Below are 19,907 nucleotides of genomic sequence, written 5' to 3'. Positions count from 1 at the left end.
TCCGTGAGGTTACCGAACTATTCGATTGCGCGTTGATAGGAGCTGAGATGCGCCTCCGCGGAGGCTTCCCACGTGAATTCGCGAGCTCGGGCCAGCCCGGCCTCCTGCAGCTGCTTCCTCCGCTCGGAGGAGGCCAGCAGCTGGCCGAGCGCCGTGGCGATGCTGTCGGCGTCCGGCTCGGTGTAGGCCACGGCATCGCCGCCGACCTCGGGCAACGAGGTGCGATGCGTCGTCAGGACCGGGGCGCCGCAGGCCATGGCCTCCAGCACCGGCAGCCCGAACCCCTCGCCGCGCGAGGGGAAGGCCACCACGAGCGCCCCGCCCAGGAACCCGGGCAGGTCGGGGGCGCGGAGATAGCCGGGCCTGATCACTCTGACCGTGGCCTCGACCTCCCGGCAGGCGGCGTCCACGTCGTCCTCGTGCACGCCACCGCCGATCACCAGCGCCGGCGGCCGCTCCAGCCGCTTCACGGCGGTGGCGAAGCCGCGGATGAGGTTGGGGACGTTCTTGCGCGGATCGAGCGCGCCCAGGAACGCCACATAAGGCTGTCCGTGCAGCCCGCATCTCATGGCGGACCGGCGGATCTCCTCCTCGCTCGGCGGGTAGAACTGGGCCAGGTCGACGCCGTGGTAGGCGACGTCGATGCGGGTGGGGTCGGCGGACAGCACGCGTACGAGCTCGTCCCTGGTCGCCTTGGACGGCACGATCACCCGGCGGGCGTGGCGTACGGCGGTGCGGGTGGCCGAGCGGATGAACGAGGCGCGCGGGCCGAGCTGGTCGGGCTCGGTGAACCAGGTCGCGTCGTGCACCGTCACGACGATCGGCAGGCCCGAGCTGAGCGGGATGGAGTAATAGGGCGCGTGGATCAGGTCCGCTCCCGCCTGGCGCGCGAGCAGGGGCAGTCCGGTCTGCTCCCAGGCCAGCCTGGTGGCTCTGTTGGTGATCGCGACGGGCCCGGCGATGACCTGGGCCGAGGGCGCGAGGCTCCGGTATCGTTCAGCTTCGGCTCGCTGGCAGACCACGGCCAGGTCCGCACCCGCCCGATCGAGCGCGGCCACGAGCCCGTCCACATACCTGATCAACGCGCCGCGGTCCGCGGGGACCGCCGCCGCATCGACGAGCACTCGAGGCATACGCAGATCTTCTCCCCTCAAGATCAACGTGGGACTGGGCGTCCCCCTCTAAAGTTCAGCTTATGACCAGCCTCCCCTAAATCGTGGGCCAAATCACACCGAGTCGCGACGCGCCGCAATTCCCGCCAAGCCTGCGCAGATCAGATCGCCCACGATGATGACAATGCGGGACGAAAGCGCCACCGCAATTGCGGAGCCCCGATCCAGATGAGGCGCCAGCACGGCAACCATGGCAATCTCCCGCACGCCCGCGCCCGCCGGGACGACGAACGTCAGGATCCCCAGGCACCACGACAGCGCGAAGGCTCCCACGGCGAACAGCGGGCCGCCCTGGGGGGCGATGAAGTAGAGGTGGACGCCGTAGGCGATCCAGCCGGTCAGCGCCCAGCCGAGGGCGGTCAGCATGCCGCGCCTGGTGAGGGGGCGTTCGAGGGGCTCGCGCTTGAGCCGGCGCAGGGCGTAGCCGATGACGCCGTTGACGACCTTGGGCTCCAGCAGGACGAGGAGCAGCGGGATGAGCAGCAGCAGCCAGCCGTAGCGGTCCCAGCCCAGCGTGACGAGCGTGACCAGCAGGCCGGTGGCGAGCTGGATGGGCATCATCAGGAAGAACGCCGCCGCGCTGCGCGTCCGCGGCACGCCGAGGTCGCGGCCCATCTCCATCTGGGCGAGCACGGGCCAGACCGTGCCGGGGATGTATTTCCCGAGCTGGCCGACGAAGAACACCTTGGCCGCGGGCCGCGCGGGCAGCGGCGAGCCGAGGTCGGCCAGCAGCGTACGCCAGGTGAGCATGGCGCCGAGCAGCGCGGCGACCACGGCCACCAGCGACCCGGCCAGCGCGGGCCAGGACAGCCTGGCGAACCCGGCCACCACGGCGTCCCACTCCCGGGCCACCGCGTACCCGCCGAAGCCGAGCGCGACGGCCAGGAACGCGTATCTGACCAACCGGCGCTTCGCGGGACGCCGCGGCACGGCCTCCACGGGTGCCTCCGCCGGGGCCTCCACGGGGGACTCATCGGCGCTCACAGCGGGCGGACCCGCTCCGGCGGCTGCGGCAGCGCCGCGCCGACCGGCCGCCGCGGCGTCTTGGTGGCCACCCACAGGTACGTCGGCACCACCGGCAGCAGCAGCCTGAGCACCTCGCGCGGCGCCCGCGACAGCACGGTCCTGACCACCTTCCCCAGCACGCCGGGGAACAGCTCGCCCCCGGCGAACCGGGTCGGCGTGGCGAGCACGGGGAAGGTGTAGTCCCACACGTGGAAGGCGCTGAGCATCCTGCGCAGCCCGCGCCGCGTCCTGAACCGCTCGTAGTAGTGGTCGGCCCGCCCGAACGCCCGCACGTAGCGGTCGGCCAGCGCGGGCGGCAGGTAGGACAGGAACGGCAGCTTGTAGTGCGGCTCGATGACGCCGAGCCGGTTGCCGAGCCCGAGATAGAGCACCCCGTCGTCGGACAGCACCCGCCGCATCTCCGCCACCACCGCGTCGGGGTCGACGACGTGCTCGTAGATGTGGTTGAACACCAGCACGTCGATCGAGCCGTCGGGGAACGGCAGCGCGGTGCCGTCGCCGCAGACGAAGGCCACCCGCTCGCCGAACCGGTCGGCGGCCTTGCGCAGCCCCGGCACGTCGATGTCGATGCCCAGCGTGTGCTTGGCCCCGGCGTGCGCCAGCTCGTCGGCGATGAACCCGGCCGAGCAGCCCACGTCGCCCACGGTCTTCCCGCCGAGCGGCCCGTGGAAGTGCTCGAGCACCGCGATGATCTTCGCCGCCTTCCGCCTGCGCTTCTCCTCGTCGAGCATGGCGGACTGGAACTCTGAGTATTCGAGCTGCGCGACCCGTTGCTTCACCACGGTTCCCCACCGTACCGACCTCTGTGCCCATCCGACGTCAAACCCCTTCGGTACGGCGGCCGACCCGGTGTCGTCTGGCTATACCAGGTGAACCGCGCGTAACCTGAGCCAATGCTCCGCCGCCTGCTGCGCATCTTCCTCGCCCTGGTCGCGCTCGGTTTCCTGGGCTACGGCCTGGCCGCGAACTGGCACGAGACCACGACCGCCGTGGCCGCGATGTCGCCGTGGGCGGTGCTCGGGGCGTTCGCCGCGGTGCTGCTCGGCCAGTTCTTCATGCTGCTGGCCTGGCGGGAGATCCTGGCCGGGCTCGGCACTCGGGTGCCCGTGCGGATCGCCGGGCGGATCATGTTCGTGGGGCAGCTCGGGAAATACATCCCGGGCGCGGTGTGGGCGTACGCGGCGATGATGGATCTCGGCCGCGACCACGGGAGCCCGCCGCGGCGCACGTTCGCGACGATCTCGCTGGGGCTGGTGATCAACATCGGGGTGGCGATCTCGATCGCCGCGGTCACGCTGAGCGGGCTGGAGGCCGTGCGGGAGGCGTGGTACCTCGTGCTGCTGGTGCCGGTGATCATCGTGTGCCTGCATCCGAAGGTGCTCACCTGGGGGCTCAACCTGGCGCTGCGCATCGCGCGCAAGGAGCCGCTGGAGAGCGTGCTGCCGGGCCGTACGGTGGTCGTCGCGGTGGCGTGGACGGCGCTCGGCTGGTTCGTGTACGGCCTGCACATTTGGCTGGTCGCCGGCCGCGCCGACCTCTACGTCATCGCGACCGGGGCCTACGCGTTCGCCTGGGCGACCGGGATCCTCACCGTGGTGGTCCCGGCCGGGGTCGGGGTCAGGGAGGGCGCGCTGGTGCTGGTGCTCGGGCCGATCATCGGCACGCCCGCCGCGCTCGCGGTGGCGATCGTGTCGCGGCTGGCGTTCACGCTGGCCGACGCGGCGGCCGCGGGCATCTCGTTCCTGCTGGGCCGTCAGGCGCCGAGCAGCGCCCCCGCGTACGCCGACCAGAACGGCTCCGGATCGACCGCCTTGACGCCCGACCGCAACCTCTCGGGCTCGCCGGAGGCGTAGAACCGCTCGATCGCCCGGCGCAGCGCGCCGGCGTCGCCCGGCTCGACCAGCAGCCCGTCCACGCCGTCGGTGATGTGCTCGGCCAGCGCGCCCACCCGGGTCGCGATCACCGGCACTCCGTGCTCGTGCCCGAGCCAGACGTTCTGGCTGGCCGTCGCGTTGCGGTAGGGCAGCACGAGCGCGTCGGCCGCGGCGAACAGCTTCGGCACGTCCGCGGCGGCGACGTATCCCGGCCGCAGCTCCACCCGGTCACCGAGGCCCAGCTCGGCGATCAGCGCCTTCGTCTCGTCGAGCCCGCCCCAGAACTCGCCCGCGACCGTCAGCCCGATCCCCTCGGGCAACGCCCGCAGCAACAGGTCGAGCCCCTTGTACGGGCGCACGATGCCGAAGAACAGCAACCGGCGGTGCACCTCGGCCGACCGCTCGCCGGTGGTCGAGGGCAAATGGGGCGGCAGCCCGGCCACGCTGACCGGTTTGCCGGTGAGCCCCCTGGCCAGGTCAGCCTGCTGCTCGGAGTGGGCCAGCACGCCGTCGACCCGCTTGAGCAGCGCCTTCATCAGCGGCTCGTCGTAGGGCTTCCGCTCGTGCGGCAGCACGTTGTGGCAGAGGGCGATCGTCCTGACTTTACGCCCGATCCCGTACAGGATTCCGAGATAGGCGGGCACCTGCACCGGGCTCAGCACCGCCAGCACCACCAGGTCGGCCGACCGCAACCGCCGCCCGGCCGCCATCCACCCGTCGGGCCGCCGCCAGTCGAGCCGGCGCACGGTCTTGGGATAGGGCGTGCCCTCGGGCGCGGAGATCGTCTGCTGCCCCGGATAGAGGAACGACGGGTATTGCGCCCGCCACGACTCGATCACCACGTCGTGGCCGAGGGCCGCCAGGCGGTGCGCCAGCTCGGTGGTGTGCTGCGCCCCGCCCCCTTTGTACGGATAGGTCGGGCCGACGATCGCGATCCGCAACGTCACTCTCCCCGCGAGCGCACGATCAGGTCGGCGAGCAGCGCCACCGATCCGATCAGCATCCCGGACAGGAAGATCATGACGGTGTTGGCCGGGAAGTAGAACGGGTGCTGGATCATGTCCCAGACGCCCTTCACGAACCCGATGGCCACCAGCCAGAGCGCGGGCGGCATGAGCACCTTGAGCGGGTTGAAGTACATGATCATCCGCAGCACCTGGAGGATGTAGCGGTAGGCGTCGGAGACGAAGCTGAACTTCGACTTGCCGGCCCGCTTGGCGTAATCGGTCGGCAGGTAGTAGATGTCGTGCTGGTTCATGAGGAACGACAGCGTGATCGTCGTGACGCACGAGAACCCGGGGGGCAGCAGCCGCAGGTAGGGCCGGGCCACCGACTTGCGGAAGGCCCGCAGGCCCGAGTTGAGGTCGGGGATCTTCTGCCCGGCCAGCATCTCGGCCACCTTGCGGATCACCCACTTGGCGGGCACGCGCAGCAGCTTGTGCGAGCCCTCCTCGCTGGTGCGCGCCCCGACCACCTGGTCGATGGTGGCGTCCTTCTCCAGGATCTGCACCAGCTCGGGGATGCGCTCGTTGGCGTAGGACATGTCGGCGTCGGTCCAGACGACGATCTCGCCCTTGGCCTCCTGCGAGCCGATCCGCCGCACGGTGCCGGAGCCGCCGTTGCGGTGGAAGGCGCGGATGCGCAGGTGGGGATAGTGGGGCGCGGCCTCCTGCAGCTTGGCCAGGGTCGCGTCGGTCGAGCAGTCGTCGACGGCGACGAGCTCGTAGGTGTAGCCGCTCGAGTCCATCGCCTTGGTGATGCGCTCCACCTCGTCGATGACATGATCCTGCTCGTTGTAGCAGGGCAGGACGATCGTGACGTACGGCGCTTCTTCCACGGCAGTTCCACTCTTGGGGGTCTCAAGCGTGCTCACGGGGGTCGAGGTTACTCTGCCCAGCCGGAGGCCGGGTCCACATCCCACCAGTGGGAGCTCCCGATTCGAGCACTCCCACCCACCAGTCTGACCCATCCGGTCACGCTGATCGGCCGAACCGGTCAGGCGACCGCCATCCACACCTCCATCTCCAGGGTCCACGTGCCGTTGGGGGCGTCGAGGAGGGAACGCTCGTCCTGCCGGGTGACCAGTGCCAGGATCCGCGACGGCGGCCCGTAGAGCGCGACCTGCGCCTCCTCGGCGCCCAGCACGACGGGTACGCGGCCGGCCGCGCGCACGCGCTCGATCTGGCGGCGGATCTCGGCGTCGGGCGCCAGGTCCGAGTCCGTACGGGCCACCCGGGCCGCCGGCCGGCCGCACATGCCGCGTACGACCTGGGTGAACCGCTCGCCGATGACCCGCTCCACGAGCAGCACCGAGGCGTCGGCCGGGATCCTGGCGCACATCGCCTCGACCGCAGCCGCCTCGCCCCGCTCGACCGGCGTGAACGCCGTCCCGATCGAGGTCACGGCCGGCGGCACGAGCACCAGCACGACGGCCAGGGCCGTCCCCCACCGGTGCACGCGCGGCCCGTGCCGCTCGAAGAGGTTCCGCAGCCGGGACAGGGCGTACGCGGCGAGCAGGATCATCCCGGGGATCACGATGGGGACCAGGCGGCGGGCGGCCCACGGGTGGTCGGGGGTGATCTCGGGGCGCAGCAGCGTCGTGACGGTCGTCCAGCCCACGACCGCGAGGGGCAGCAGCCACACGAAGGGCGTGCCGTCGCGCAGCAGCCTGCGGACGAGCAGGGCGGCGGCGAGCGTGGCCAGCACGACGGTGGGGGCGCCGACGTACCAGACCACCCAGTGCAGGGAGTCCTCGAAGTAGAGCCGGTGGCCGTCGACGGGCATGCCGTTGGCGCGCTGGATCTGCACGATCATCTCGTATGTGCGCCGGTCGTCCGGGTTGGCGGGCACGCGGGTGACGGTCTGCAGCCACGGGCGGGCGTACAGGGCCGCCATCAGCAGCACGACCAGGCCCGCCCCCGCCGCCGGGGCCCATCCCGGCAGCCGGAACCGGGCCAGGGCGGGGGCGGCGGCCGTACCGGCGAGGATGAGCACGAGGACGGCGGCGCAGATGAGCAGCAGCGGCCGGACCGACCCGGACAGATAGGTCAGGTACGGCCGGGCCAGCAGGTACGCGGCCAGCATCCCGATCCCGCCCCCGGCCACCAGCCCGGCCAGCATCGGCAGCCCCAGCACCCCCTGCGGCCTGCCGAACCGCCGCATCGCGAGCAGCAGCCCCGCGAACGCCAGCACCGGCAGCACGTCACGCAGCCCGTCCACCCTGACCAGCACCGCCAGCCCGGCGACCAGCCCCGCCAGCAGCCCCCGCCCCCACGCCGGCCGGGCGAGCGCGTCGCATGCCAGCGCCAGCCCGCCGAACAGCAGGATCAGCGACGGGATCTCGCTGAACGTGGTGCGCGAGGTGTAGAGGACGGGCAGGCTCACGGCGAAGGCCACCGCCGCCACCACCGCCCACCGCGTCCCGGCCAGCCGTGCCACCACCCCGGCCAGCGTGAGCACGGCCAGCGCCCCCAGCACGGCGGGCATCACGAACGGCGCGCCCAGCCAGTTGCCGATCGCGAACAACATCGGCGGCCCCGGCATGAACTGCGGCACCACGGCCCCGTCCACGGCGTAGAACCCGACGCTCTCGAACATCAGCTTCGGATCGGCCCCGCCGAACGCCTCGGCCTGGGCGGGGATGGGCAGGGAGCCGTGGCCCGCGATCCAGGCGGCGTACTGGGCGTAGGTCGCCGGGTCGCGCCGGACGGCGACCTGCTCGCTGTGCATGACCGCGTTGAACACCCCAGACGCCACGGCCACCACCACGACCCCGGCCACCGGCCACGCCCAGGCCAGCACCCCCCAGAAGCTCCGCAGCTCGCCCCGGCCCATCACGGGGCTGACCACGGTCTCCGTGGCGTTCTCCACGCCCTTCTGCGTGGTGCCCCCGGCCGTCGCGGCGCCCAACCCTCTCGTCCCGGCCCAGCACAGCAGGGCGGCGGCGGGCACCCCCAGCAGCGCGGCGAGCACCGGCTCGAACCGGCCGAGCAGCAGCAGCGGCAGGCCCGCGAGCAACCAGCCCGCCACGGCCAGGGCGGGCAACACGGACAGCGCGGCGAGCACCCGGCCGGGTCGATCGAGTTCCATCGGTCAGCGAGCGTATCCAACGTCGCGCCCGCCCCGTCCCGGCCGGGGCCGGGCACGCGTGTCCCCAGCCGCGGGAAGCCGGGCGGCTCCGGCGGTGGAGGCACGGGGTGCGGGCGATCGCGGGTAGCGTACGCGAGGTGCCGGAGAAGCGGGAGGACGTGCGGGTGATGTCGGAGGCTCGCGCCGGGGAGTCCGGCAGGCCCGGCCGTGGCCGGCGCCGCCTGCCGCGCGACCCGAAGCGGTGGGCCCGGCGGATGGCGGGCGAGCTCAGGAGCCGCACCCTGCGAGCGGCGCAAGGGTCGAAGCCGTGGGCGCGGCGGCACAGGTGGTTCCTCGCCGTCCTGGCCCTGGGCACGGTCCTGCGGGCCCTGGCCATGCTGGGCTACCGGCCCGCCCTCTGGTTCCCCGACTCCTACACCTACATCGTCACCGTCTTCAGGCCCCGCCCCGACCTCGTGCGGCCGGCCGGCTACTCGATGTTCCTCAAGCTGCTGGAGCCCCTGCACGCGTTCGGCGCGGTCACGGCGGCGCAGCACCTGCTGGGGCTGGCCACCGGCGTGCTGGTCTACCGGGCCGCGCGGAGGGCTCCCCGGTGGGTGGCGACGCTGGCCACGGTGCCGGTGCTGCTGGACGCCTACCAGGTCGAGCTGGAGCACCTGCTCGTCTCCGACACGCTGTTCATGTTCCTGGTCGTGGCGGCCGTGGTGCTGTGCCAGGCGCGGCGGCCCGCCACGGTCGTGGCCATCGGACTGCTGCTGGCGGCGGCCACGCTCACCAGGACCGTCGGCCAGCCGCTGATCGTCGTGCTGGCGGGCTGGTTCGTGCTGCGCGGGCGGATCAGGCCGGCCGGCGTGCTGCTGGCCGCCGCGCTGGTGCCGATCGTCGCGTACGGCGCCTGGTTCTACGCCACCTACCAGCGCGTCGGCATCGTCGGCGCGAACGGCGTCTTCCTGTACGCGCGCACGATGTCCTTCGCCGACTGCGCCGAGATGGACCCACCGCCCGACCTGAAGATCCTGTGCGACCCGCGCCCGCCCGAGCGGCGCCCGCCCTCGCAGGAGTACATCTGGGCCAAGGACTCCCCCCTGGTGCTGCGGCCGGGCATCACGTTCTCGAAGGAGAACGACGACCTGGCGGCCCGGTTCGCGACGCTGGCGATCACCAGCCAGCCGCTCGACTACGCCGCCTCGGTGCTGACGGAGCTGGGGCGCACGTTCACCTGGGGCCGTCCCGTCTATCCCGATCCCGAGGTCTACGCCTACTACCAGTTCCCGGTGACGGAGCCCGGACCACCTGGGCGCTATCCCGCGCAGGTCGGCGCCGAATATGCCAAGCTCTACGAGCAGGGTGCGATCGGCACGGAGATCGTCGAGCCTCAGGCCGGATGGCTGCGGGCCTACCAGGGCATGGCGCGGCTGCCCGGCCCGGTGCTCCTGGGGATCTTGCTCGTGCCACCGGTGGCGGCGTTCGCCCGCCGGCGCGGCGGAAGGCGCCTCGCGGCGGGTCCGGAGTGGCTGGTGCCCTGGTCAGCGGCCGTTGTGCTGCTGATCACACCGGCCGCGGCGGCCGAGTTCGACTACCGGTACGTGTTGCCGGCCGTACCCCTGGCCTGTTTGGCGGCGGCCCTGAGCATCAGGCCTGACGTGCGGGAACAGTCCGGAGGCAGGAAAGAGTTTGGCGATGATATTCCACCCAATGTCCGGCTCTGAGTATGCTGTGCCGCGGAAACATCACGCCCAAGTCACGGCCGTTCCCCACGATCGTGGCTCGAGGCACGCCGTACGTGACCTAGTCTCGTGGCGCGGAGCGACCAAGCCGGCGGCGCAAGGAGTGAGGCTAGGGGGCGTATGAGTGACTACAGGAGCGTGCCGGTAGTCGATTCTTTGCAGGACCGCCGAGCGGCCCCCACGCAGCCGGGCAGCAGGATGGCGCGCAGAGCGGCCGCCGCGGCCGCGCCGCCACCGCCGCCCGACGACCGGCCCCCGCGCGGTCACCGCTCGGGCGGCCAGGGCGGCGGCCAGGCCAAGATGCGCGTGCTGGCCTGGGTCAGCATCGGCGTCACCACGGTGATGGTGGCGGGCGCGCTGACCGGTTACACGATCTACCGCGACACCTTCGGCAACATCAACGAGAAGAGTGTCAAGGAAGACATCATCAACCCGCGTCCCCCGGACACGGGCGCGCTCAACGTGCTGCTCGTCGGCTCCGACACGCGTGCCGGCCAGGGCAACGCCAGATACGGCCAGCAGCTCGCCCGGCAGGCCGACGCGGGCGGCAAGCGCACCGACACCATCATCCTCATGCACATCTCCCCCAACCGGGACAAGGCCCGCCTGATCAGCTTCCCGCGGGACTCCATGGTGCAGATCCCCAGGTGCAAGAACGAGGCCACCAAGCAGGAGATGGCCCCGCGCCGGGACATGATCAACTCGGCGTACAACTCCGGCGGCATCGCCTGCACGATCTCCACGATCGAGACCCTCACCGGCATCCGCGTCAACCACTTCGTCGAGGTGGACTTCAGCGGCTTCAAGAACATCGTGGACGCGCTCGGCGGCATCGAGATCTGCCTGAAGTCGGGCGTCAACGACAAGGCCTCCAAGCTGGTGCTGCCGCCCGGCAAGAGCCTGCTCAACGGCGAGAAGGCGCTGGGCTACGTACGCCTGCGCAAATACGGCGACGGCAGCGACATCCAGCGCATCAAGCGCCAGCAGATCTTCCTGAGCAAGGTCGTCTCCAAGGCCACCAGCAGCGAGCTGCTCACCGACGTGGGCCGGCTCAGAGACTTCATCGCGGCCGCGGCCAGCTCGGTCACCATGGACCCCGAGCTGGCCAACGACACCGAGCAGCTCATCCAGATCGCCACGAGCGCCAAGGAGATGACCGCCAACGGCGTCAAGTTCACCACGGTGCCGTGGGGCCCCGATCCGGCCGACCCCAACCGGGTGGTCTGGAAGGAGCCCGACGCCACCGAGTTGTTCACCTCGATCAAGACCGACACCGAGGTCACGACGCCGGAGCCGAGCGCCAGCGCCAAGCCCAAGGTCACCATCAAGCCGGAGCAGGTACGGGTCCAGGTGCTCAACGGCACCAAGACCATCGGCAAGGCCCGCGAGGTGGCCGACGAGCTGGCCAAGCAGGGCTTCAACATCGTGGGGCTGGGCAACTACGAGGCGCCCGGCGGCGCGAGCCTGGCGAAGAGCGAGATCCACTACGCCAAGACGATCGAGGCGGCCGCGGACCACGCCATCACGCTGGGGGGTTCGGTCCTGCCCAAGCCGCAGGCGGCGTCGGGCAAGGTGCCGGCGACGAACGCGCAGCCGTACACGACGACCGCCACCACGGCGGGAGCCGCGCCGAAGGGCACGCCGATCATCCAGCTCGTGGTCGGCGAGGACTTCGACTCGGTCAAGGTCACCAAGCTGCCCGACAGCGTCAACAACAGCACGATCACCGCGTCCGAGCAGAAGAACGTCTGCACCTAGAGGCTCCAAGTTCCCTGTGTAACCGGGCATTCTGGGCCTCTCCGAGAGACAGGACCGCGAGGGCGGGATAGTCTGTTGCGGGTCGGCGACGCGGCGCGACACGGAGCCGAAAGGTTTCGGATCGTGCTGTCGTCCGTGTTCCCGGGCCCCGAGCGAAGCTGAGCGACTTCCCCCTGTGTCTGACACCAGATCCTCCCGACCGGCCACGACCCCGCGAAGCCCGGACGAGGACGGGCCCGCCAATACGGGAGCCCGATGGCCGCTGCCGGAGGAGACCTTCTGGAGTGAGGCCACCGATCCGCACGGGGCGGCCCCCGGCGAGGAGGCCCGGCCCCAGACGGCGGTGGCCCAGGCCCCGGCGTCCGGAGAGCGGCGCGAGGAGCGGCCCGAGCCGCAGCGGCAGCCGGAGCAGCCCAGGCGCAAGCGCGACCCGTACCTCGACAACGTCAAGTTCGTCCTGATCGCGCTCGTGGTGGTCGGCCACTCGCTGGTGCCCACGCTGTCGGCCGACTCCTCCAGGGCCCTCTACATCTTCGTCTACACCTTCCACATGCCGCTGTTCGTGCTGATCAGCGGCTACCTGTCCAGGAATTTCTGGAACTCCAACGCCAAGACCAACAAGCTGGTCGACACGTTCCTGGTGCCCTACGTCATCGTCGAGGTCGGCTACGCCGCGCTCCGCTTCGGGCTGGGCCAGAAGTGGAGCCTGACGATCATCGATCCGGCGTGGCTCAACTGGTACCTGCTGGCACTGCTGTTCTGGCGGTTGTCCACACCGGTGTGGAAGCGGATGAAATATCCGGTCCCGGTGGCCATCGCGATCTACCTGTTCGCCGGGTTCTCCCAGATCGAGGGCGACTTCAGCATGGACCGCTTCTTCGGTCTCATGCCGTTCTTCGTGATCGGCCTGGTGATGCAGCCCGAGCACTTCGAGATGCTCAACCGGCGCTGGATCAAGATCGTCTCGGTGATCACGGTCCTCGGCGCGGCGGCCGTGGCCATCTACATCGCGCCCAGGGCGCCGCTGGGCCCGTTCTACTACAAGAACAGCTTCCAGGACCTCGACATGTCCTGGTGGATGGGGCTGGGGGTGCGCGCCGGGCTGCTGGTGTGCGCGCTGGCGATGTGCTTCGCCGTGCTGGCCCTGATCCCCAGGGGCGAGACCTGGTATTCGGATCTGGGCACCCGCACGCTCTACTGCTACCTGCTGCACGGCATCCCGGTCCTGATCGCCAAGGACCAGGGCTGGCTGGAGCTCCCGTGGCTGCACGGGCCGCTCGGCGTGCTGGCGATCAGTTCGAGCTGCTTCGCGCTGGCCATCGTGCTGTGCCTGCCCGAAACCCGGACGGTCTTCAAGTGGGTGCTCGAGCCTCGCCTGGTCTGGCTCTATCGCCGGCCCTCCCGAAGTTAAGCAGCCGTTCCACCCGCATTAACGCCTTTGACCTGGTAAGCGCGGAGCATCGACACATGCGCGCATGTGTCGCCACCACCGTCCATCATCCCGAGGACGCCCGGATCATGCACAGGCAGATCCGGGCGCTGCTCGACGCGGGCCACGAGGTGACCTACGTCGCGCCGTTCACCTATTTCAACGTGACCCCCGCCATGGGGCTCGCCGCCGTGGACGTGGCCCGCAACGCCACCCACGGCAGGGCCCGCGCGGCGCTCAGACGCGGTCTGCGGGGCGCCGACCTGTTGATCGTGCACGACCACAGATTGCTGCGCGCGCTGCCCTACCGGCGCCCTCCGGTCGTCTGGGACGTACGCGAAGAGGTCACCCCCAGGCAGCTCGCCCGGGCCGAGCGGCGTCACCAGCTGGTCACGCCCGCCGTGGTCCCGGAAGCGACCCTGGTGTCGTCCAGCCCGCCTCCTCCCGGCGACACCAGGGTCGTGCACATCGGCCGCCTGTCCGCCGAGCGCGGCGTGACGGAGCTGATCGGGCTGGCCGAGCGCCTGGTCCCGCACGGCATCAGGCTGGACCTGATCGGCGCCGCGGCCCGCGACGTGCGCCCGCTGCTGCGGGACGCGCAGCGGGTGGGCCTGCTCGACTGGTTCGGCTACGTGCCCAACCGGCACGCCCTGCGCATGGCCGAGGGCGCGCTGGCCGGCCTGTCGCTGGCCGATGACACGGTGCGGACGGTGCCCACGAAGATCATGGACTACATGGGCCGCGGGCTGCCGGTGATCACGACTCCCCAGGGCGCCTCGCTGGTCGAGGGGGCGGGGTGCGGGCTCGTGGTGCCCCTCGACGTGGACGCGGTGCTGAACGCCGTACTGGACCTGAAGGAGGACCCGGTGCGGCGGCTGAAGCTGGGCGGGCTCGGGCACGCGGAGGCGCGTCTGCGCCACCACTGGCCGGACCACGCCGCGGCCTTCGTGCGCCGCGCCGAGTCGTGGGCGGGCCTGGCCACGCACGCGCTGGCCGTCTAGGGACGGTCGAGGTCGAAGGTGGCGTCGGCCAGCCGGATCGTGCGCACGCGCGGGTCCTCGATGAGCTCGCGCAGTTCCTCGACCGAGGCGAGCTGGTCCACGTAGGCGTAGGCGAGGCCGTCGCCGGCCGCCTTGCGCAGCCGGGCCAGGGTCAGATCGAAGCGGCGCAAATTCGCGTCGTCGTGCTCGCGCAGCAGGCCGGCCCAGGAGCGGAAGTTGTCCAGGCCGACCCCGCACCCCTGCTTCCCCTCGGCGGACTCGCCGCGATCCCAGGTGATCTCACCCCAGGTGATGGGCAGCGAGCCCGTCCTGCGCTCGTAGACGACCCGGTCGGCGCACGACTTGTTCCGGTCGAGGAACGCCTTCAGCTCGTTCTCCTTGAGCGGCGCCGCGAACTCCACCACCGCCAGCGCGTTGAGCCCGTCCGGCAGCCTGGCCAGCACCTTGCGGACCTCCTCCTTGGCGGCCAGGTCGCCGCCGACGTCGTACAGGGCGAAGGAGAGCCTGGTGTTGGCGGTGCTGCCCAGCGGCAGGTGGCCCACGCGGCCGAAGAAGTCCTGGCTGATCGTGTACGTGTCGCCCCCGGCGGGCCAGAATCCACCCACGGCCCGCAGCGGGGACGCGGTCACCTCGAACGACATCGACACCGGCGTGGTCTCGCAGCAGGCGCCCACGGTCACCTCGTACGCCGGGTTGTAGAGCTTGAAGGCGGTGCCGAGCACGTCCGTCATGCGCCGCTCCCGGTCGCCGCGCTCCTGGACGAGGGTCGAGCCGACCGTGGCCACCAGCGCGAGCGCCAGCAGGACCGCCAGGACGTTGGTGGTCGTCCTGAGCAGGCCCCGGCGGACCGCCCGCCTGGTCAGCTTGGGATCAAAGTCCGGCATTTCCGGAAAGTCATCAGGCATGGGGAGCTCCGTAGATGTCGGCGAAGGCGTTCCTGGCCCGCCAGAGGGCGGTCTTGATCGAGGCGTGCTTCCTGCCGGTCATCGCGGCCACCTCCACCAGCGAGAAACCCTCGAAGTAGACCAGCCTGAGCAGCCTGCGGTGCTGCTCGGGGAGCCGGTCGAGGGCATCGCGCACGTCGAGTGCGGCCACGTGGAGCGGCGGCACGCCCAGCTCGCCGGCGTCGGGCAGGGGCAGCTCGCGGCGCATCCGGCGGACGTGGTCGACGAGGACGTTGCGCGCGATCGTGAGCAGCCACGCGGCCGGGTTCTCGCCACGCCAGCCGAGCAGGGCCCTGGTCGCCTTGACGAACGTCTCCTGGGCCAGGTCCTCCGCGAGATGGGGGTCACGGGTCCTGCGCAGGAGGAACCCGCACACGAGCGGCCAGTGCTCGCGATACAGCTCCTCGATGATGACGCCCCCCGAGTTCTTCCGAAAGTCACATCACACCTAGACGCAACCGGGGCGGGAATGGTCACACGGCTTGCCGGTTGATGTACTTGTCCCATGGCATCGCATCAGATCCAGGGCCGGACGGTGGGCATGCCCGTGCGGGTGCGGGACGCCGAGGTGTGCAGCGCCCTCTACCCCGTGCGCGCCGACGCCGCGCGGGCGGTGATCGCCTACTCCGGTCTCGACGTGGCCGAAATCCTGCCCGGCAAGGCCGTCTGCGTGCTGCTGTTCGTGGACTACCGCGACGGCGACCTCGACACCTACCACGAGTTCGGCATGGCCTTCCTGGTGCGCCCTCCGGGCTCGTCCGGCTCCACGCGGGCGGCGGACCTCCGGCAGGCCGGGGTGTTCGTGCACTGGCTGCCGGTCGACCAGCGGTTCACGCTGGAGGCGGGGCGGACGTTGTGGGGGTTCCCCAAGGAGCTGGCCGACATCGAGCTGCGGCTGGCGTCACCGTACAAGAGGTGTGTCCTGCGCAAGGACGGCCGGCTCGTGCTCGACATGCTGATCAAGCCGGGCGTGCCGGTGCCGGGCGCCACCGCGGTGGCGCCCCTCGACGCCTACACGCACCGCGACGGGGTCACCCGGCGGGTCCCCTGGTCCGTACGCGCGCGCGGCGCCAGGATCCGCCCCAGCGGCGCGCTGATCCGCCTGGGCAACCACCCCATCGCCAAGGAGCTGAGCGAGCTGGGGCTGCCCAAGCGGGCCATGTTCAGCACGACGATCGCGCACGCGGCGATGACCTTCGGCGAGGCGGCCCGGCTCTGACCCAGGGGCGGCGGTCTCAGACGATCGGCGGGCGCGGCGGTCTCAGACGATCGGCGGGCGGCCGAGCTTGACCATCCGCCAGGCCGTGCGCCACGCCATGGGGCGACGCTCGCCCGCCGGGCTGCGCAGGCCCTCGAGGAAGCCGGAGAACCACGCCTTGAGCGCGCCCGACGAGCCGCGCTCGCGCAGCAGGGTGAGCACGACCCAGTTGGTGAGGTAGAGGGCCGCCAGCGGCCACGGCAGGTTGCGCCGGGCCAGCCAGACCCGGTTGCGGGCGTTGAGCCGGTAGAACTCGGCGTGGCGGGTCGGCGGCACCTGCGGGTGGTACATCACCGTCTCGGCGTCGTATTCGATCCGGTAGCCCTCGCCCAGCAGCCGCCAGGCCAGGTCGGTCTCCTCGTGGGCGTAGAAGAACTTCTCCGGAAGCCCGCCCACCTGGAGGAACGCCGAGCGCCTGATCGCCGAGGCGCCGCCCAGGAACGTGGTGACCGGGGAGGAGCGCTGCGGGTCGCCGGCGCGCAGGCGGGGCACGTGGCGCCGCTGGCCGATGCCCCCGTCGGGGTCCATGACCCGGAAGGAGATCACCGCGAGGTCGGGCTCGGTGGCGAAGCGGTCGCGTACGTGCGCGACGACCTTCTGGCTGGCATACCAGCCGTCGTCGTCGAGAAAGAGCACGACGTCTCCCGAGCACTCCTCGACGCCGCGATTGCGGCCGGCGGGGATGCCCGTGTTCTGGTCGAGCCGGATCGCTTTCACGACCGCGGCCGACCCTTCGGGTGGCGTCGCCGACACCTCGGGCACGTCGGCGCCGTTGCCTACGATCACCACCTCGACGTCGCCGTCGACCTGGTTGAGCGCTGACTCGACCGCCCGGTTCAGCTCCGCGACCCGGTTGCCCATGGTGAGGATGACGCACGAGATCTTCAACGAATCATCGTCCTGACGCGTTGAGAACACGGGCGGAGCATTCTTTCATGATCACCGAGTCTGCTGGTCTGCATGGTCTGGATGGTGAAGCTAAGCGTATCGGAACCGACAGTGAACCCCCACCGAACGGCGGACGTCCGATCAATACGACGGACGACGCCCACCTTCGGTTCCGACCTGAGGTCAAGCAAGTCGCCTCGATGCCATGATGCTGATCAGGTGCAGCACGGTCTGCACGGCGGCGGCGAGCAAACAGGCCACGACGAGCACCCTGGTGGCCGTCATGTTCCCGGCCACCGCGTCGATCACCGCGGTGCCCAGCGCGAGCAGCGAGAGCTCGATCGGCTGCACGATCCGGTGGAACTTCGTCGCCGCCAGCACCCGCCGGCCCAGGCCCAGCAGCCCGGACCTGAACTGCACGGCCGACGCCTCGGTCGCGGCCCCCAGACCGCCCTTCGCCCGGGCCACCTCGACCAGGTCGCTCTCCGCCTTGATGAGGATGGCGCCGAGCGCGGCGGCGAACCCGAACACGGTGTACCAGTCGGGCAGCACCTCCGAGGCGCGCCAGCCCAGCCCGGCCAGCACGGCGGCCTCGGCGAAGTAGGCGCCCACCCGGTCGAGGTAGACGCCGGCCAGCGACGTCTTGCCGGTCCAGCGGGCCAGCTCGCCGTCGGAGCAGTCGAGCAGCAGGTAGACCTGGATGAGCAGGGCGGCCAGCACCGCCGCCCAGAGCCCCGGCAGGGCCAGCACGAACCCGGCCGCGACGCCCACCACCGTCATCACCCAGGTGAGCTGGTTGGGCGTGACGGGCGTCTTGGTCATCAACCAGGTGACGTAGATGGACAGGCGGCGCATGTAGAGCACGCCCGCCCAGTGCTCGCCGTTCCTGCGCTCCAGGTGGCCCGGCGGCTGGGCCACCTGCCGCAGCTCAGCTACCGAAGGCGCGGACATAGTCCCCCACCCGATCGCGGATCTCGGAATCCTGCATGCGCAGGTGCTCCAGGATCGTGTAACGGCCGGGACGGGTGGCCGGGGCCAGCGCGACGACCTCGGCGAACTGCTCGGGGCTCAGCCCGATGTCGGCGGGGACGACGGGCAGCTCGTGCCTGCGCAGGCAGTTGACGACCTGTTTGACGCGGGCGTCGTCCTCCCTGAGGAAGAAGCAGAAGGCGGCGCCGATGCCGGCAAGCTCGCCGTGGTTGGAGGTGCCGGGGAAGAGCTGATCCACGGCATGAAGGATCTCATGGTCTCCACCGCTGGCGGGCCGGGACGAGCCGGCGACGACCATCGACATGCCGGACAGGATCAGCGACTCGGCCAGCACGGTCAGGAACGCGTCGGACTCGATGGAGTCGGTGCGCCCGATGAGCGCCTCGGCGGCGGTGCGGGACATCGAGCAGGCCAGCCCGTCGATGGGCTCGCCGCGCTCGACGTTGCCGAGCTGCCAGTCCTCGATGGCCGACAGGTTGCTGACCACGTCGCCCACGCCCGCCCGGACCAGCGACTCCGGCGCGTTGTGCACGAAGTCGAGGTCGACCAGGATGGCCAGCGGCATCGGCACCCCGAACGAGCCCTTGCCGCCCTCGTAGACCAGGGAGGCCGTGGGCGAGCAGATGCCGTCGTGGGAGAGGTTGGTGGCCACCGCGACCATCGGGATGCCGGCCAGCGAGGCGGCGTATTTGGTCACGTCGATCGTCTTGCCGCCGCCGACGCCCACGACCACCTCATAGGCCGCCTTGCGCAGGTCGGCGCCGAGGGAGACGGCCGCGTCGACCGTCCCGTCGGCCACCCTGAACACCTCGGCCTCGCCCAGCGTGGGCGCGATGAGGCTCTCGATGTGGTCGCCCTGGCCGGGGCCGACGGCCACCGCGACCCTGCCGGAGGTCGCCACGCGGCTGTCGGCCAGCAGGGCGCCGAGCTGGGCCACCGCGCCACGCCTGACGTCCATGGTCAGCGGCGCCGGCAACATCCTCGCTAGAAGCGGCATCCGCGCCCCCTCAGTAGTGAACGGCTATGGCGCGGGCCTTGGCCAGGTCGTCGTGGTTGTCCACCTCGACCCAGTCGACCTCTCCGATGGGCGCGGCGTGGATCAGCTCGCCGCGGTCGACCATCTCCTGGTAACCGTCCTCGTAGTAGAGCTGCGGGTCGCGTTCGAACGTCGTCCGCAGCGCGTCGGCCAGCCCCTCGGCCGCGCCCGGCCGGATGAGGGTGGCCCCGATGTACTCGCCGTACGCCTCCGCCGGGTCCATGAGCTTGGTGATGCGGCGCAGCGACCCCTCGGGCGAGAGCGTGACCTTCATCTCCTCGTCGGCCAGCTGCTTCACGTTGTCGACGGCCAGCAGGATGTCGCTCGTCTCCGGGGCGGCCAGCAACGTCTTCTCGACCGAGACCGGGTGCACGGTGTCGCCGTTGACCAGCAGCACGCCCTGGGAGAAGTAGTCGCGGGCGCACCACAGGGAGTAGGCGTTGTTCCACTCCTCGGCCTTGTCGTTGTGCACGAGGGTGAGCTTGACGCCGTGACGCCTCTCGAGGTCGTCCTTGCGATCGTGTACGGCCTGCGCCGCGTAACCGACGACGACCACGACCTCCCGCAGGTCCACCTCGGCGAGGTTACGCAGCGAGATGTCCATGATCGTGGTTTCGCCGTCGACCGGCACGAGCGCCTTGGGCAGCGTGTCGGTATACGGCCGCAGGCGTCGTCCGGCCCCAGCGGCCAGAACCATTCCCAGCAACGTGCACTC

18 protein-coding genes are annotated in these 19,907 nt (G+C 70.9%); 6 read left to right on the top strand and 12 right to left on the bottom strand.

Annotation, left to right across the window (positions count from 1 at the left end):
* Positions 1–17: 17 nt before the first annotated feature.
* From ACTWPW_RS17255 to ACTWPW_RS17245, 3 genes are all read right to left on the bottom strand, one after another.
* On the bottom strand, positions 18–1,133 hold the full coding sequence (locus ACTWPW_RS17255; RefSeq protein WP_375116360.1) for a glycosyltransferase family 4 protein: 1,116 nt from the start codon (positions 1,131–1,133) through the stop codon (positions 18–20).
* 93 nt (positions 1,134–1,226) lie between these two features.
* Positions 1,227–2,135 carry a lysylphosphatidylglycerol synthase domain-containing protein gene (locus ACTWPW_RS17250; protein WP_375116359.1) on the bottom strand — a complete coding sequence of 303 codons (909 nt, stop codon included), beginning with the start codon at positions 2,133–2,135 and terminating at the stop codon, positions 1,227–1,229.
* A 17-nt stretch (positions 2,136–2,152) separates the two neighbouring features.
* Positions 2,153–2,980 (bottom strand): class I SAM-dependent methyltransferase, encoded by an 828-nt coding sequence (locus ACTWPW_RS17245; protein ID WP_364127697.1) that lies wholly within the window; start codon positions 2,978–2,980, stop codon positions 2,153–2,155.
* A 111-nt stretch (positions 2,981–3,091) separates the two neighbouring features.
* Between ACTWPW_RS17245 and ACTWPW_RS17240 the strand changes: the two genes are divergently transcribed.
* Positions 3,092–4,051 carry a lysylphosphatidylglycerol synthase transmembrane domain-containing protein gene (locus ACTWPW_RS17240; RefSeq protein ID WP_375116358.1) on the top strand — a complete coding sequence of 320 codons (960 nt, stop codon included), beginning with the start codon at positions 3,092–3,094 and terminating at the stop codon, positions 4,049–4,051.
* On the opposite strand, the gene ACTWPW_RS17235 is transcribed toward ACTWPW_RS17240, so the two are convergent.
* The 3 genes from ACTWPW_RS17235 to ACTWPW_RS17225 all read right to left on the bottom strand — a co-directional run bounded on the left by ACTWPW_RS17235 (position 3,952) and on the right by ACTWPW_RS17225 (position 8,161).
* On the bottom strand, positions 3,952–5,013 hold the full coding sequence (locus ACTWPW_RS17235; protein ID WP_443169249.1) for a glycosyltransferase family 4 protein: 1,062 nt from the start codon (positions 5,011–5,013) through the stop codon (positions 3,952–3,954). The genes ACTWPW_RS17240 and ACTWPW_RS17235 overlap by 100 nt on opposite strands.
* Positions 5,014–5,015: 2 nt before the next feature.
* On the bottom strand, positions 5,016–5,945 hold the full coding sequence (locus tag ACTWPW_RS17230; RefSeq protein ID WP_375116356.1) for a glycosyltransferase family 2 protein: 930 nt from the start codon (positions 5,943–5,945) through the stop codon (positions 5,016–5,018).
* 122 nt (positions 5,946–6,067) lie between these two features.
* Positions 6,068–8,161, bottom strand: a complete 2,094-nt coding sequence (locus ACTWPW_RS17225; protein WP_443169248.1) for a hypothetical protein — start codon at positions 8,159–8,161, stop codon at positions 6,068–6,070.
* Between the two features lie 107 nt (positions 8,162–8,268).
* Here ACTWPW_RS17225 and ACTWPW_RS17220 point away from each other — a divergent pair, with 107 nt between their 5' ends.
* The 4 genes from ACTWPW_RS17220 (at position 8,269) to ACTWPW_RS17205 (ending at position 14,076) form a co-directional block, all read left to right on the top strand.
* Complete coding sequence (locus ACTWPW_RS17220) at positions 8,269–9,870, top strand: ArnT family glycosyltransferase (protein WP_443169247.1); 1,602 nt, start codon at positions 8,269–8,271, stop codon at positions 9,868–9,870.
* 216 nt (positions 9,871–10,086) lie between these two features.
* Positions 10,087–11,646 carry an LCP family protein gene (locus ACTWPW_RS17215; RefSeq protein WP_375116353.1) on the top strand — a complete coding sequence of 520 codons (1,560 nt, stop codon included), beginning with the start codon at positions 10,087–10,089 and terminating at the stop codon, positions 11,644–11,646.
* A gap of 175 nt (positions 11,647–11,821) precedes the next feature.
* Positions 11,822–13,057, top strand: coding sequence for an acyltransferase family protein (locus tag ACTWPW_RS17210; protein WP_443169246.1), 1,236 nt, complete (start codon positions 11,822–11,824; stop codon positions 13,055–13,057).
* 56 nt (positions 13,058–13,113) lie between these two features.
* The gene (locus tag ACTWPW_RS17205; RefSeq protein WP_443169245.1) at positions 13,114–14,076 is read left to right on the top strand and encodes a glycosyltransferase; all 963 of its coding nucleotides are present in this window, start codon (positions 13,114–13,116) and stop codon (positions 14,074–14,076) included.
* Here ACTWPW_RS17205 and ACTWPW_RS17200 read toward each other — a convergent pair.
* Positions 14,073–14,960 (bottom strand): hypothetical protein, encoded by an 888-nt coding sequence (locus tag ACTWPW_RS17200; RefSeq protein WP_443169244.1) that lies wholly within the window; start codon positions 14,958–14,960, stop codon positions 14,073–14,075. The two genes, ACTWPW_RS17205 and ACTWPW_RS17200, sit on opposite strands and share 4 nt — an antisense overlap.
* Positions 14,961–14,973: 13 nt before the next feature.
* Positions 14,974–15,420, bottom strand: a complete 447-nt coding sequence (locus tag ACTWPW_RS17195; protein WP_443169270.1) for an RNA polymerase sigma factor — start codon at positions 15,418–15,420, stop codon at positions 14,974–14,976.
* A 105-nt stretch (positions 15,421–15,525) separates the two neighbouring features.
* Here ACTWPW_RS17195 and ACTWPW_RS17190 point away from each other — a divergent pair, with 105 nt between their 5' ends.
* On the top strand, positions 15,526–16,239 hold the full coding sequence (locus ACTWPW_RS17190; protein ID WP_443169243.1) for an acetoacetate decarboxylase family protein: 714 nt from the start codon (positions 15,526–15,528) through the stop codon (positions 16,237–16,239).
* Positions 16,240–16,281: 42 nt separating this feature from the next.
* Here the strand turns inward: ACTWPW_RS17190 and ACTWPW_RS17185 are convergent, their stop codons facing one another.
* From ACTWPW_RS17185 to ACTWPW_RS17170, 4 genes are all read right to left on the bottom strand, one after another.
* Complete coding sequence (locus tag ACTWPW_RS17185; RefSeq protein WP_364127730.1) at positions 16,282–17,166, bottom strand: glycosyltransferase family 2 protein; 885 nt, start codon at positions 17,164–17,166, stop codon at positions 16,282–16,284.
* A gap of 183 nt (positions 17,167–17,349) precedes the next feature.
* On the bottom strand, positions 17,350–18,117 hold the full coding sequence (locus tag ACTWPW_RS17180) for a CDP-alcohol phosphatidyltransferase family protein (RefSeq protein WP_375116348.1): 768 nt from the start codon (positions 18,115–18,117) through the stop codon (positions 17,350–17,352).
* The gene (locus tag ACTWPW_RS17175; RefSeq protein WP_364127913.1) at positions 18,095–19,135 is read right to left on the bottom strand and encodes an iron-containing alcohol dehydrogenase family protein; all 1,041 of its coding nucleotides are present in this window, start codon (positions 19,133–19,135) and stop codon (positions 18,095–18,097) included. The genes ACTWPW_RS17180 and ACTWPW_RS17175 overlap by 23 nt, the downstream gene beginning before the upstream one ends.
* A gap of 28 nt (positions 19,136–19,163) precedes the next feature.
* Complete coding sequence (locus ACTWPW_RS17170; RefSeq protein ID WP_375116347.1) at positions 19,164–19,898, bottom strand: phosphocholine cytidylyltransferase family protein; 735 nt, start codon at positions 19,896–19,898, stop codon at positions 19,164–19,166.
* Positions 19,899–19,907: the final 9 nt, after the last annotated feature.

The sequence above is a fragment of the Nonomuraea sp. KM90 genome, from assembly GCF_052246675.1.
GTDB lineage: Bacteria > Actinomycetota > Actinomycetes > Streptosporangiales > Streptosporangiaceae > Nonomuraea.
The sequence above is the reverse complement of the archived record's forward strand: the minus strand, read 5'-3'. Positions and strand labels throughout refer to the sequence as shown.